11 protein-coding genes and 1 tRNA gene are annotated in these 14,252 nt (G+C 68.7%); 9 read left to right on the top strand and 3 right to left on the bottom strand.

From position 1 onward, the window contains the following. Positions 1-109 precede the first annotated feature (109 nt). From DESUT3_RS04645 to queF, 8 genes are all read left to right on the top strand, one after another. Positions 110-3,799: a CHASE domain-containing protein gene (locus DESUT3_RS04645; protein WP_221251289.1), complete on the top strand. Its 3,690-nt coding sequence runs from the start codon at positions 110-112 to the stop codon at positions 3,797-3,799. Continuing rightward, positions 3,796-4,134, top strand: a complete 339-nt coding sequence (locus tag DESUT3_RS04640; protein ID WP_221251288.1) for an Hpt domain-containing protein — start codon at positions 3,796-3,798, stop codon at positions 4,132-4,134. The genes DESUT3_RS04645 and DESUT3_RS04640 overlap by 4 nt, the downstream gene beginning before the upstream one ends. A 7-nt stretch (positions 4,135-4,141) precedes the next feature. Continuing rightward, entirely contained in the window at positions 4,142-5,206 is a 1,065-nt protein-coding gene (locus DESUT3_RS04635; RefSeq protein WP_221251287.1) for an adenylate/guanylate cyclase domain-containing protein, read from the top strand. After that, a complete protein-coding gene (locus DESUT3_RS04630) occupies positions 5,203-5,991 on the top strand; it encodes an MlaE family ABC transporter permease (protein WP_221251286.1) in 789 nt (262 codons plus the stop codon). The genes DESUT3_RS04635 and DESUT3_RS04630 overlap by 4 nt, the downstream gene beginning before the upstream one ends. A gap of 63 nt (positions 5,992-6,054) precedes the next feature. Continuing rightward, positions 6,055-6,774 carry an ATP-binding cassette domain-containing protein gene (locus DESUT3_RS04625; protein WP_221251285.1) on the top strand — a complete coding sequence of 240 codons (720 nt, stop codon included), beginning with the start codon at positions 6,055-6,057 and terminating at the stop codon, positions 6,772-6,774. Then, a complete protein-coding gene (locus tag DESUT3_RS04620; protein ID WP_221251284.1) occupies positions 6,771-7,823 on the top strand; it encodes an MlaD family protein in 1,053 nt (350 codons plus the stop codon). Before DESUT3_RS04625 ends, DESUT3_RS04620 begins: the two co-directional genes overlap by 4 nt. Then, positions 7,820-8,788 (top strand): tetratricopeptide repeat protein, encoded by a 969-nt coding sequence (locus DESUT3_RS04615; protein WP_221251283.1) that lies wholly within the window; start codon positions 7,820-7,822, stop codon positions 8,786-8,788. Before DESUT3_RS04620 ends, DESUT3_RS04615 begins: the two co-directional genes overlap by 4 nt. A 41-nt stretch (positions 8,789-8,829) precedes the next feature. After that, entirely contained in the window at positions 8,830-9,669 is an 840-nt protein-coding gene (queF, locus tag DESUT3_RS04610) for an NADPH-dependent 7-cyano-7-deazaguanine reductase QueF (protein ID WP_225911626.1), read from the top strand. Positions 9,670-9,773: 104 nt separating this feature from the next. Here queF and DESUT3_RS04605 read toward each other — a convergent pair whose 3' ends face one another. Continuing rightward, the gene (locus DESUT3_RS04605; RefSeq protein ID WP_221251282.1) at positions 9,774-10,460 is read right to left on the bottom strand and encodes a PKD domain-containing protein; all 687 of its coding nucleotides are present in this window, start codon (positions 10,458-10,460) and stop codon (positions 9,774-9,776) included. A gap of 226 nt (positions 10,461-10,686) precedes the next feature. On the opposite strand from DESUT3_RS04605, the gene DESUT3_RS04600 reads away from it, so the two are divergent. Further along, positions 10,687-10,762 (top strand) — tRNA-Thr (locus DESUT3_RS04600). A gap of 165 nt (positions 10,763-10,927) precedes the next feature. Here the strand turns inward: DESUT3_RS04600 and DESUT3_RS04595 are convergent. Then, positions 10,928-12,229, bottom strand: coding sequence for an L-lactate MFS transporter (locus tag DESUT3_RS04595; RefSeq protein ID WP_221251281.1), 1,302 nt, complete (start codon positions 12,227-12,229; stop codon positions 10,928-10,930). A 54-nt stretch (positions 12,230-12,283) separates the two neighbouring features. Next, positions 12,284-14,242: a pyruvate carboxylase subunit B gene (locus DESUT3_RS04590; protein ID WP_221251280.1), complete on the bottom strand. Its 1,959-nt coding sequence runs from the start codon at positions 14,240-14,242 to the stop codon at positions 12,284-12,286. Positions 14,243-14,252 lie beyond the last annotated feature (10 nt).

Here is a 14,252-nt window from a genome sequence, read left to right as displayed (position 1 = left end):
CACCCTCACGACGCCTCAGCGGACCCGCTTGCATATCCCCAGCGCTTTTCTATAGTTATTCTAATCATCCCGAAACCCTCCAGAAGGCCGTCGCGGCCAGGGGATTCTCATGTCCAACCGATCCGGCAGCCTCTCGCCTTCCCGGCCGGTCCGCATCGCCGGGCTGGCAGCCGCCTGCTTTCTGGCCGGCAAACTGGCGCTGCTGCTGGCCGCCCCTCCCGGCTTCCAGAGCTGCTTCTGGCCGGCCGCCGGAGTGGCCCTGGCCGGGTTGCTGCTGCTGGGGCGGGATACCTGGCCGGGGGTGTTCCTGGGGGCGTTTCTGGCCTACCTGGGAAGCTCCGCCGAGGCCGTCGGTGCGGCGGCGCTGCTCAAATCGCCCCTGGCCACCGCCGCAATGGCCGGCGCCGCCACCCTCCAGGCCCTGCTGGGGGTATGGCTGGTGCGCCGCTGGGCCGGCCCAACCCCGCCCTTCGCCCAGGCGCAGGAGACATTCAAGGCGATGCTGCTCGGCGGGCCGCTGGCCTGCCTGGGCGGGGCCACGCTCGCCTGGGCCTGGCTGTGGGCGACTGGGGCCCTGGCGCCCGGACAAGGGGCGAACCTCTGGTGGAGCTGGTGGCTGGGCGATACGCTCGGAGTGCTGATCGTTCTGCCCCTGGTGTGCGCCTGGCGCCTGGAGCTGCTGCGCCGGCCCCCCCGCCGCCGGCTCGCGATCCTGGTCCTGTTCGGCGGCGCCCTGGCCTTCACCCTGGTCCTGTTTTTCCAGGTGAGATCCGGCGAATGGAACCGCGCCCAGCTGCTTTTCGAGCAGCGCACCGGACACCTCGCCCAGGCCCTTCGGGAAGCCCAGCTTACCTACCTGGACGAGTTGCACGCCATCGAGGGACTGTTCATGGCCAGCCGCAAGGTGGAGCGGGGCGAGTTCAACGCCTTCGTCCGGGGGATGTTGGAGCGCCGCCGCGGAATACTGGCCCTCGAATGGGCGCCGCGGGTCGCGGCCGGGCAGCGAGGCGAATTCGAAGGGCGGGCGCAGGCCGAGGGGCTTTCCCGCTTCGCCATCACCGAGCAGGATCCCGGGGGACAGTTGGTGACCGCCGGGGCGCGGCCGGAGTATTTTCCGGTCTTTTTCATCGAGCCGCGCCAGGGGAACGAGTCGGTGCTCGGTTTCGACCTCGCCTCCAACCCGGTGCGCCGCGCGGCGCTGGAGCTGGCCCGCGACCAGGCCAAGGTGGTGGCCAGCGCCCGCATCGGCCTGATCCAGGACGCCGGCCGGCAGTTCGGGGTGCTGGTCTTTAAGCCGATCTATGCCCCGGGACCGCCCCCCGCCACCCTGGAGGAGCGCCGGGCCCGGCTCGCCGGCTACGCCCTGGGAGTATTCCGCATCAGCGACATGGTGCACACGGCCCTGGCACCATTTGACTTGGCGGGCATCGACTTCGGGCTCTTCGACGCTGGCGCGGCGCCGGGCGAGCGGCTGCTTTTCCGCAGCGATCCCCGGGTGGTCGAAGCGGCGGGCGGCCCGCCGGGCCGAAAGCTGCGCCTGGGCGCCGAGGCGCACCTCGAGTTCGCCGGGCGCAGCTGGGTGCTGCGCTTTCTCCCGAGCCCGGCCAACCTGGCCGAGCTCGAGCTGCGCGAGAGCAGACGGATTCTCATCGCCGGGCTGCTGTTTTCCGCGTTGCTCGGCAGCTTTTTGCTGTTCATGGCCGAGCGCTCGGCCCTCACCGAGCGCATCGTCGAGGAGCGCACCGCCGAACTCTCGCAAAGCAACGCCGAGCTGGCCCGGCAAATCGAGGAGCGCCGACAACTCCATGCGGCGCTGACCGAAAGCGAGGCGCGCCACCGGGCCATCGTCGAAACGGCGGTGGACGGCATCGTCACCATCGACGAGCAGGCCATCGTCCAGTCCTTCAACCCGGCGGCCGAGCGCATCTTCGCCTACCGGGCCGAGGAGGTCATCGGCCGCAACGTCAAGCTGCTGCAGCCCGAGCCCTACCACAGTCACCATGACCAGTACATCCGCAACTACCTGCGCACCGGCCGCAGGAAAATCATCGGCGTCGGCCGCGAGGTGGTCGGGCTGCGCCGCGACGGAACCGAGTTCCCCCTGGACCTGGCGGTCAGCGAGGTGCTTCTGGGCGAGAAGCGGCTGTTCACCGGCATCATCCGCGACATCACCGAGCGCAAGCGGGCCGAGGCCGAGCTGCAGGCCGCCAAGGAGCAGGCCGAGGTGGCCAACCGCGCCAAGAGCGAGTTTCTGGCCAGCATGAGCCATGAGATCCGAACGCCGATGAACGCCATCATCGGCATGGCCGAGCTGCTGGCCGACACCCCACTGCAGCCCGAGCAGCGCGAGTACGTGCGCATTTTTCAGGCCGCCGGGGAGAACCTGCTGAGCCTGATCAACGACATCCTCGACCTGAGCAAGTTCGAGGCGGGCCACCTGGAACTGGAGAGCATCCCCTTCAGCCTGCGGGAGATCCTGGAAAAAACCTGCGAAATCCTCGCCTTGCGCGCTCACCACAAAGGGCTCGAGCTGACCTGCCGCCTGGCTCCCGAGGTCCCCCCGGGACTGCTGGGCGACCCGCTGCGGCTGCGCCAGGTCCTGGTCAACCTCATCGGCAACGCCATCAAGTTCACCGAACGGGGTGAGATCCGGGTGGAAGTCAAGGCCGCCGCAGCGCCCGGTGCCGGGCAAAGCCAGGAGCTGGAGTTCTGCGTGGCCGACACCGGCATAGGCATCCCCGCGGAGAAGCAGGGCGAGATCTTCGAGCGCTTCACCCAGGTCGACGCCTCCACCACCCGCCGCTACGGCGGCTCCGGGCTGGGGCTGAACATCTCCCGGCGCATCGTGGAGGCGATGGGCGGCGAGATCCGGGTGGACAGCGAACCGGGGCGGGGCAGCATCTTCCGCTTCAGCCTCGCCCTGCCGCTCGCGCCGGCCCCGGCCGAGCCGCCCGCGCCGCCGGCCATCGCCGGCCTGAAAACGCTGGTCGTGGATGACTGCGCCACCAACCGCCTGGTGCTGCGCGAGCTGCTGGCGGCCTGGGGGGCCGAGGTGGGCGAGGCCGCGGAGGGCCCCGAGGCCCTGGCGGCGCTGGAGCGGGCGAAGCAGGCGAAGCGCCCCTTCGAGCTGGTGCTGCTCGATTGCCGGATGCCGGGCATGGACGGTTTCGACGTGGCGGGGCGCATCCGGCAGAACTCGGCCTTTGCCGGCATGACGGTGATGATGGTCACCTCCGATAACCGCGCGGGGGATATCGCCCGGGCCCGCAGCCTGGGGATCACCGGCTACATGGTCAAGCCGGTCAAGCGCGAGGACCTGCGCCGGGCCATCGCCGGCGCCCTGGCCGACACCCGCCGCCCGCCGCCGCAGGAGGCGCCGCCGGCAGGTGCCGCCGATCGCCCCCTGCGCATCCTGCTGGCCGACGACTCGCAGGACAACCGCCTGCTGGTCGCCGCCTACCTGAAAAGTTCCCCCCACAGCCTCGAGCTGGCCGAGGACGGCGGGCAGGCCCTGGAAAAGTACCGGCAGGGCGAGTACGACCTGGTGCTGATGGACATGCAGATGCCGGTCATGGACGGTTATGAGGCGACCCGGCAGATCCGCGCCTGGGAACAGGCGCAGGGGCGCCCGCCCACCCCGGTGATCGCCCTGACCGCCTACGCCCTGGCGGAGGATGCGGGCCGCAGCCTGGCCGCCGGCTGCAGCGCCCACCTGACCAAGCCGATCAAGAAAGAGACGCTGCTGGAGGCGATCCGCGCCCACGGCGCAGCCCCGGCGGCGCAGGGAGAGCCAACATGAATACCGAGATACCGGAGCGGCCCGAAAAAATCATCGTCCACGTCCACCCCGACCTGGAGGACCTGGTCCCCGGGTTTCTCGCCCATCGCCGCGAGGATCTCGGCACCCTGCGCGCGGCCCTGGAGCGGGGGGACTACGCCGCCATCCGCCGGCTCGCCCACACCATGAAAGGGGTGGGCGGCGGCTACGGTTTCGCCCCATTCAGCAGCATCGGGCTGCAGCTTCAGCAGGCCGCCGAAAAGCGGGACGCCGCGGGGATCGAGCGGGGCCTGGCGGCGCTGGCCGACTACCTGGAGCGGGTCGAGGTGGTGTTCGACCCGGCCCCGCAGGACTGAGGCCGCAATGGACGCCGCCATGCGCGTGCTCATCGCCGAAGACGACCCCGATTCCCGGGCCCTGCTGCAGCGCATCCTGGAAAAAGAGCGCTACCGGGTGACCGCCGCCGACAACGGCCGCGCGGCCTGGGAGGCGTTTCAGGCCGCCCCCTGCCCCCTGGTGATCACCGACTGGCTTATGCCGCAGATGGGGGGCCTCGAACTCTGCCGCAAGATCCGCGCGGCTAAGACCTCCGGCTACGTCTACATCATCCTGGTGACCGCCAGGGAGGCCAAGGAGGATTTGGTGCAGGCGATGGACGCCGGGGCCAACGACTACGTCACCAAGCCCTACGACCGGGGCGAACTGCTCGCCCGGGTCCGCTCCGGGACGCGCATCGTCGAGCTCGAGCAGCAGCTCAGCGAAAAGAACCGCCTGCTTTCCCAGGAACAGGAAAAAAGCCAGCGGCTGCTTTTGAGCATCTTTCCCAGCGCCGTCGCCGAGCGGCTCAAACAGGACGCCAGCCCCATCGCCGACTGCGTCGAGGAGGCCACGGTGCTTTTTGCCGACATCCACAACTTCGCCGGGCTGGCCGCCGACCGCAGCCCCCTCCAGGTGGTCGGGCTGCTCAAGGAGGTCTTCTCCCGGTTCGACCGCCTGGCCGAACGCTTCGGCCTGGAGAAGATCAAGACCATCGGCGATACCTACATGGCCGCCAGCGGCGTCCCTCAGCCGCGCCCCGACCACGCCGAGGCCGCGGCCGACCTGGCCCTGGCCATGCAGCGCGAAATGATGGGCTTCGACGCCGGGACCAGGGTGCCGCTGCGGCTGCGCATCGGCATCGACAGCGGACCGGTGATCGCCGGGGTGATCGGCACCGCCCGGCTGGCCTACGACCTGTGGGGGGAAACCGTGGTCGCCGCCGAGCAGGTCAAGACCTACGGCCTGCCCGGCTTCATCCAGGTCACCGAGGCGGCCTGGCAGCGGTTGCGGGATAAGTACATTCTCGAGGAGCGCGGCGAGTTCTTCGTCCAGGGCAAAGGGGCCGTCACCACCTACCTGCTGACCGGGCGCCGGGCCGCCGTCCCATGAACCCCCTGGCCCGGCTCGGCGACCATACGCTGGAGAGCTGGCGCGGCCTGCGCCACCTGGCGGCGGTGCTCTGGGCGGTGTTGACGGTGGCCCTGCGGCGCCGCAGCTGGCCGCGCACCGTGCGCGAGGAACTGGTCCGCCAGGTTTTTGCTTCTGGGGTGGGCGCCTGTGGCTTCGTCACCATGGTCGCCATACTGCTCGGCGTTTCCGTGGTGGCCCAGGCCCTGGTCTGGGTGCGCAAGATCGGCGAGCCCGACCTGCTCGCGCCGCTGCTGGTCACGGTGCTGGTCCGCGAGGCGGTGCCGGTGCTGACCAACCTGCTGCTCATCGCCCGCAGCGGCTCGGCGCTGACCACGGACCTGGGCTCTCGGATGGTGGCGGGCGAGGTGCGGATGCTCGATGCCCAGGGGCTCGACCCCTTTCTCTACCTGGTCATGCCCCGGGTGATCGGGCTGTGCGTGGCGGTCTGCTGCCTCAGCCTGCAGTTTCTGCTCGGCGCCCTGGCCAGCGGCTATCTGTTCGCCGCCCTGCTGAGCCCCACGAGCGAGGGAGTGCTCAGCTTCGCCCACAGCGTGCTGATCTCGGTGGATGCTCTGGACTTGATCAATTTCGCGGCAAAGAGCCTGCTGCCGGCCCTGTTCACCGGGATCATCTGCTGCACCGAGGGGCTGGCGGTGGGCAGCGCCGCCGGCCAGGTGCCGGCGGCGACCCGGCGGGCCCTGGGCCGCTCGGTGCGGGCGCTGTTTCTGAGCTCCGCGCTGGTCTCGCTGCTGACCTACCTCTGAGCCGTGGACTTCCGTCGGACAAAGAACGAAACCTTCGTCCGCCCAAGGAGCGCACACTTGGCCATGAACGCCCTGCAAAGCGAATCGCCACCGCCGCCGCTCGCCTTCGAGGGGGTGACCACCGAGCCCGACCCCGCTTACGATGTGCCGCTCTGGGAGCTGAGCTTCAGCCTGGGCGAAGGCGAACTGCTGCTGGTGATGCTGGAGCGGGGCCAATACCGGATCCCCCTGGCCGATGTCGCCCTCGGCATCACCGAGCCGGCCCAGGGCCGGGTGCTGTTTCTCGGCGAAGACTGGCGCCGCCTCGGCCCGACGCGCGGCGCGGCGCGGCGCGGCCGGTGCGGCAGGGTCTTCGCCACCCAGGGCTGGTGCGCCGCGCTGGCGGTGAACGACAACATCACCCTGGCCCAGCGCCACCATACCCTGCGTTCGGTGGAGCAGATCGAGGCCGAAGCGACCAACCTGGCCCGCTATTTCGGCCTGCCGGGGCTGCCGCTGCGGGAGCCGGGGCGCACCCGCCCCGGCGACCTGGGCCGGGCGGCGCTGGCCCGCGCGTTTCTCGGCCGCCCCGCCCTGTTGCTGCTGGAGGAGCCGACCCGCCACCTCTATCCCGAGATCCTCCCGCCGCTGCTCAATGCCCTGCGGGCGGCTCGCCGGCGCGGCGCGGCGGTGCTCTGGACCACCAGCGAGCCGCGGCTCTGGAACGAGCAGGCCCTGGATCCGACCTGGAAAGGGACCATGTACGGTTCGCGCATGCAGCTGCAGCCCGGGAGGACGCCATGAGCGGTCAACCCTTTCATCTGCGCTACGTGAAGGAGATCACCGGCACCTTCGTCGTGCTCGCGGCGCTGATCGCTCTGCTCGGATTGTTCCTGATGGCCGGAGCCCAGCGCTGGTTCGCCCCGGTGGAAAAGATCACCGTCATGCTCCCCGCGGACGGCTCCCACGGCCTGCGCGAGGACGCCGAGGTGCAGATCCTCGGCGCGGTGGCCGGCAAGGTGCGGCGCATATCCATCGGGACGGACGGCCGCATGAAGGCCCGGGTCCATCTCGACCCGGATTTTCTCCCCTTCGTCCGCAGCGATTCCCGGGCCATCATCCGCCGTAAGCTCGCCCTGGTGCCGGCGGTCTACCTCGAGCTGACCCGGGGCTCCGGCCCGCCGTTGCCGGCAAAGCACCCCCGGCTGCAGGCCGAGGCCGAGAAGGACCTGAAAACCGTGGCCACGGAGATCCTCACCCAGGTGGAACAGGCCACCCTCCCCACCTTCCGCGAATACGCCCAACTGGCCGCCGAGCTACGCGATCCGCAGGGGCCGCTGCAGCAGCTGCTGCAGCGCCTGACCCGCATCGCTGCCGACCTGGAGTCGGGCGAGGGCGCCCTGCCCCGGCTGCTGCGGGACCCCGCCCTGGCCGGGGAGCTGGAGGGGACCCTGGTCGGGGCCAACGCCACCCTGGGCGATCTGCGGCGGACGCTGCGCAGCGCCGAGGCGACCAGCGGCAAACTGGCCATGATGACCGACAACGTCAACCGGCAGCTCGAATCCCTGCCCCAGCTGTTGGCCCTGACCGGCGAGGTGCTCCGCGATACCCGGCAGGTCATGGAGGGGCTGCGCCAGGCCACGGATCGGCTCCCCGAGATCAGCCGCGGCATCGGCCGGGAGGTGGACGCCCTGCCCGGCCTGCTGCTGCAGGCGACGCTGACCCTTGAGGAGATCGAAACCCTGGTCCTCGCCCTGCAGAAACACTGGCTGGTACGCGGCTACGTCGAGCCCGCCGCGCCCCCCGGCCGCATCCCCCCGCAGCGCATTCCGGCAGCGGAAGGTGCGCCATGAGAAGGGGATGGAAGCTTCCGCTGGCCGGCGCCGCCCTGGTCGCCAGCCTGTCCCTGGCCGGCTGCGCCGCTCCGGCAAAGCCCGTTGGGCCCGCGCCGGCCGCCATCGATCCGCTCTGGACCCAACAGATGAAAGCCGCCAGGAGCGCCTTCGAGCGGGGGCGCCTGGAGAGCGCCCAGCGGCTCTACCAGCGCGCCCTGGACCGCGCCAGGAGCCTCGACCAGCCGGGGAACATCGCCGATGCCGCCTACAACCTGGCGGCCTGCCGGGTCGCCCTGGGCCAGGCGGAGCAGGCCCGCCCGCTGCTGGGCGAAGCCCGGGCGGAGCTCGAGCGCAGCGCCGGCGACCCGGCCGACGTGCTGCTGCTCGAGGCCCGGGTGGCGCTGCTGCTGAACCACCCGCAGGAGGCTACGCAGCTCGCCAGGCAGCTTCTCGCCCGACACCCACCTGCCGCCGCCGAACTGCGGCTGCTTGCCCACCTGCTGCTGGGGACGCTCGCCAGCGAGCGGGGCGAACCGGCGCAGGCCGAGGTGGAACTGGCCCGGGCCGCGGCGCTGGAGGCGCAGACCGGCGACCCGGCCCTGCGCGCCGGCCTCTGCGAGCTGGCCGGGCGCCTTTGCCTGCTGCGCGGGGAGTTCGCCCGGGCGGCGGCGCACTTCGACGCCCAGGCCGGCCTGCTGCGCGAGGCGCGGCAGCCGCAGGCCATGGTCGGGGCGCTGCTCGAGGCCGCCGGGGCCCACCAGCGGGCCGGGGCCCTGGATCTGGCCGCCGAGCGGCTCTACCGCGCGGCCCGGGCCCGGCTCGGCCAGGGGAATCCCCAGGCGGCCAGGCCGCTGGCCGAGCGGGCTCTTGGGCTGGCATCCAGTGGCGGCGAGCCGCAGCTGGCCGCCGCCATCCGCGCCCTGCTGGCCGAGCTGCCGCCAGGCGGCACGGGGGGCGAAAGTCCCCGGGGGGAGGCATTCTAATCCATTGACAACCCCCGCCGTGCTGGCCGACAATGGGCGCCATGACCACGATGAACGAATTCGAAAAAAGCCTGCCCCTGGGCAAGGCGACCCTGTACAAATCCGAGTACGACCCCGGCCTGCTCTGCCCGGTGCCGCGCCGCCTCAAGCGCGATGAACTGGCCTTGACCGGCGCGCTCCCCTTCTCGGGGGTGGACATCTGGAACGCCTACGAGCTCTCCTGGCTCTCCCCCAAGGGCAAGCCGGTGGTGGCCATGGGCGAGTTCCGCGTCCCCTGCGAGTCGGCCAACCTGATCGAGTCCAAGTCCTTCAAGCTCTACCTCAACTCGCTGAACCAGACCCGCTACCAAAGCCCGGGCCAAGTCGAGCAGGTCCTCGCCGCCGACCTCCACGCCGCCGCCGGCGCGCCGGTCGGCGTACGGCTGCTCGACAGCGCCCGCTTCGCCGAAGAGCGCATCGTCACCCTGCCCGGGCGCTGCATCGACGATCTGGACATCGAGGTCGAGGGCTACCAGCTCGATCCGCAGCTGCTCGCCGGCTCCGCCGACCCTTCCGACCCGGTGGAGGAGACCCTGCACAGCCACCTGCTCAAAAGCAACTGCCTGGTCACCAGCCAGCCCGACTGGGGAAGCGTGCTGATCCGCTACCGGGGCGGGCGCATCGACCCCGAGGCGCTGCTGCGCTACCTGATCAGCTTCCGCCAGCACAACGAGTTCCACGAGCAGTGCGTCGAGCGGATCTTCGTCGACCTGATGCGCTTCTGCCGGCCCGAGCGGCTGACGGTCTACGCCCGCTACACCCGCCGCGGCGGGCTCGACATCAACCCCTTCCGCAGCAACTTCGAAGCCAAGGTGGAGAACCTGCGCCTGGCGCGGCAGTAGGTCTGAACAAGGGGCCTTGTCGGGGGGGAAAATCCGCAAAAACGAACGCCGCAGGTGAGGTCCCCTGCGGCGTTCGCTGTTTTGTCCGGATGTTTCAGGTGCTTTTATTCGGTTGCCGGAAGAACGGTGATCGGGTCCGCCTTCCACTCGACGATGCTTTCAAACTCCGCAATGGTCAGCGCCCCGCTCAAGGTGATGGTGCCCAACACTTTCACCCCGGGCTCCAGGACCTGCTTTATTTCGTGGGAAAATACCTGGCTTCCGGCGGCATCGAGGGCAAAGACGAGGACACTGATATCCGCGCGCACGGTATCCTGGTTGGTCAGGGTGTAGTTCAACGAGAAATTGACCCGCTCGGCGGTTCGGGAATCCTCCACGGAGAGCAGGTCCAGGAGCGTGATCTTCCCGGTGGAATCGGTCGCGAACACCACCGGATCGCCCTCCCCGGGAGCCCGGCAGCGCACGGTGACCCGGACCGGGGCGCTTTTGTGAAAATCGTTGTCCACCACCAGCTCGAAGACATATTCCCCCACCATATCGGGGGTGAAGGTCGGCTCCATGGCGGTTGCGTCGGAGAGCCGAGCGCTGCTGCCGGCGGGAGCCGATACGCTGGTCCATCGGTAGCTGAGATCGTCGCCGTTTCGCTTGTCGCTCCCCGCCGCGCTGAGGGTGACCGTGTCGCCCAGGGTAACCGCCTGGTTTTCACCCGGGTCGGCGTCGGGCGACATGGCCCCGCAACCGGCCAGGGTGAGGCCAAAGAGCAAAAGGCAGACCAGCAACTTCAGATTCATCGTTGTCCCCTTCCGTGATTGGATAATCTGCAAAGAAAATTAGCCCAGTATTATCAGAGGGAGCCAAGGGGGAGCAACGGAAAAATTCAAAGGGGGCCGCGGGTGCGGAGACTTCCTTTCGCGGCCACGGCGATGGAGACTTTTTATTGACGGCGGCCCGTTTTCCCATTATCCTCTACATCTCTTTTTGCCCCTCTTCGGGGCCGGAAAACCTGACTCACCCATTGCCGCCCTAGCTCAGCTGGTAGAGCAACTGATTCGTAATCAGTAGGTCGTCGGTTCAAGTCCGATGGGCGGCTCCAGACACAGGGCCGGTGCGCATGCGCCGGCCCTGTTTTCTTGCCGGCTGCCTCTAACTTCTTCTTCGAGCGCACCAAAAACAAAACCCCGCCGGTAACGGCGGGGTTTGTCTGTGGCGCCCCGTAAAAGGGGGGCTTGATTTTTTCGGCGCGAGTCTGGAGACCGCCTTACTTGGCTGCCTTGACCAGTTCCGGCTCCAGGTCCGTTTCGCCGACTGCGCCGGCGGCTTCGCTGGCCGCAGCCTTCGGCGCGCGCAGCGACAGGGACATCACCGTCCCGATCATCAGCAAGACGCCGGCGAGAATGAAGGACGAGGTGAAATTCCCGGTCTTGACCTGGAGCATCTGCGAGGCACGCACCAGCACGAAGGCGCCGACTCCCCAGGCAGAAAAGAGGATGCCGTAGTTCATGCCGAAGTGCTTCATCCCCCACAGGTCCTTGGCGAAGGCGGGGAACAGCGAGAGATTGGTCCCATAGTTGAAGACGATGAAAGTCACCAGCAGGGCGACCAGCAGGGGGTGGGAGGCCTGCCCCCCCAGCACCGGAATGGCCAGGAACATAAGCACCGCCTGGAACGCCAACATGATGGTCAGGGTGGTGGCGCGCCCGAGCTTGTCGGAGACGACCCCGGCCAGCAGGCGCCCGCCGGCGTTGCCCACCGACATGATCACCACCACCAGAAACGCCCATTCGCCCATGGAGGCATGGGCCAGCCCCTTGGCGCTGCCGATCACCATCAGGCCGGAACCGGCGCCGATGAAGTAGCAGAGCCACAGGGTATAGAAGGTTCCCTTGGAGAACAGCTGGGACGGTCCCAGCTCACTGGCCGCCGAGAGCTTGGCGGCCGTCTTGCGCCCGGAGACGAAACCCTCGGGCGGGTTGACCACGAACAGGGACAGCGAGCAGACCACCACCGCGAAGGCGACCCCGAAAATGAGCATGGCCTCCTGCAGGCCCCGTACCGCCAGCAGGTACTTGGCCAGCGGCGCGATATACACCGGGGCCAGGCCAAAGCCCGAAACCACGATCCCGGCGATGAGCCCGGTCTTGGCCGGCGGGAACCACTTGAGCGCCGGCGGGGTCGCGGCTGAGTAGCCGAAGCCGATCCCGGTGCCGGCCAGCACCCCGAAACCCGCCACCCAGGCCCAGTAGCTGGTGGTCTGGGAAATCCAGACAAAACCCGCTCCGACCAGCAGACCGCCGAGCAGGCAGGTGACCCTGGGGCCGAGCTTGTCCTGGCACTTGCCGGCTAGGACCATGGCCGCGGCGAAGGCCAGGCAGGCCACGGCGTAGGGATCGTTGACGCTGGCGGCATCCCAGGTGAAGGCCCCTTCGCCGCCCCGGGCAATGGAATCGGCGATGGCGCCCTTGAAGATGCTCCAGGCGTAGAGGATCCCCAGTGCGAGGTTGATGCCGGTGCCGGCCAAAACGACGGACCAGCCCTTGTTTGTCGATGCTGTCTGTTGCATGGAGGATGCTTCCCTTGTTTAGCGGTTCAGAAGATTACAGGCGTTTGCCTGGGATTACTCGACAAGGACCAGCACTTCGCCTTTGCGGACGTTGTCGCCGCTTTGGCAGTTGATGGCCTTGATGGTGCCCGAGACCTGGGCCTTCAAGGCGTTCTCCATTTTCATGGCTTCCAGGATCACCACCGTGTCGCCGGCGGCCACGGCCTCGCCCACCCGCTTCTCGGTGCGCACGATCAGCCCGGGCATGGGGGCGGTGATGGCGGCGCCCTCGGCGGAGTCCGCAGGGGGCGCCGCCTTGCGCGCCGGGGCCGAGGGTTTGCGCGCCGGCATTGCGTTCAGCGGGGCGGCATGGGGGACGCTGCGCAGCTGGGGCACCCCGCCCTCCTCCTCGACTTCGATGCGGAAATACTCATTGTCGACAAAGACGTTGAAGGAGCGGAAGTTTTCCCCTTTTTCCGGCGTCTGGGGCTTTTCCACCAGCAGGCCGGACTTGGCCTTCTCGATGTCCGAGACCACCTTGCGCCCCTCTTCGAGGCTCCTCGCGAGAACCTCCGCGGGGGGGTTTTCCAGGCCGTATTTCCAGCGGAGGAATTTGCGCCCGGTCACCGGGTAGAGGGCGTAGAGCAGCAGATCGTCCTGGTCCCTGGCCAGGTCGCCGATCTCCGCGGCGGCTTTTTCCAGCTCGGGCTCGAGAACTTCGGCGGCGCGGCAGCTGATCGGCTCCTCGCCACGGGGATAGCCCTGCAGGGCCTTGGCCTGCACCTCGGGGTCGATGGGGGTGGCGGTCTTGCCGTAGAGGCCGAAGCAGAGATCCTTGACCTGGGCGGTGATCATCTTGTAGCGCTCCTCGGGGGTGTCGAAGAGCACGTTGTTGACGGTCTGGATGCCGACGATCTGGCTGGTGGGGGTGACCAGGGGGATCTGCCCCAGTTCGCGGCGCACCCGGGGCAGCTCGCGGAACACCTCGTCGAGCTTGTCCAGCGCGTCCATCTCGCGCAGCTGGTTGACCAGGTTGGAGAGCATGCCCCCCGGGGTCTGGTGCAGCAGGACGTTGATGTCGATGACCGAAAGGCGGTTCTCGTCGAGCAGGTGGCGGTACTTGGGGACGACGTCCTTCTCCAGCACCTCGTTGATCGCCGCCAGGGCGCGGATGTCGAAGCCGGTGTCGCGGTCGGTGCCGAGCAGGCTCATCACCAGCGGCTCCAGCGCCGGATGGGAGGTGCGATAGGCGTAGGGGGACATGCAGGTATCGAGGATGTCCACCCCGGCCTCCACCGCCTTGAGCTGGGTCATCGAGGCCATCCCCGAGGTGAAGTGGCTGTGCAGGTGCAGCGGCACGGAGGGGACCGCCTGCTTGATGGCCCGGATCAGGGCGTAGGCGTCGTAGGGGGCGATCAGGCCGGCCATGTCCTTGATACAGATGGAATCGGCGCCGATCGCCTCGAGGGCCCTGGCCCGTTCGACATAATAATCGAGAGTGTAGACCTCGCCGCCCAGCCGCGGTTCGGTCATGGTGTAGCAGATGCACCCCTGGAAATGCTTGCCGGCCTTCTTGATGGCCGGCACCACGGTCTCGAAGTTGCGGTAGTCGTTGAGGGCGTCGAAGGTGCGGAAGATATCCATGCCGTTTTCCGCCGCCCGAGCCACGAAGGCCTCGGCCACGTCGTCGGCGTAGTTGCGGTAGCCGACCAGGTTCTGGCCCCGCAGCAGCATGGAGAAGGGGGTCTTGCGGATATGTTTTTTCAGGGTGCGCAGCCGCTCCCAGGGATCCTCGTTGAGGTAGCGGTGCATGGTGTCGAAGGTGGCCCCGCCCCAGGTCTCGATGGCCCAGAAGCCGACCTCGTCCAGCAACTCGGCAACCGGCAGCATGTCCTCGGTCCGGCCCCGGGTGGCGAACAGGGACTGGTGCCCGTCGCGCAGGGTCACGTCCATGATCTTCAGGGGGTTGGCGGCCGCGGGGCGGTCCTTGCGATAGTCCATTGCGGTGATGTTCAGCTGGCTGTGCTCGCTCATCCTGCTCCCT

The organism is Desulfuromonas versatilis, assembly GCF_019704135.1.
GTDB lineage: Bacteria > Desulfobacterota > Desulfuromonadia > Desulfuromonadales > NIT-T3 > Desulfuromonas_A > Desulfuromonas_A versatilis.
This window is presented reverse-complemented; position numbering and strand designations above follow the sequence as displayed.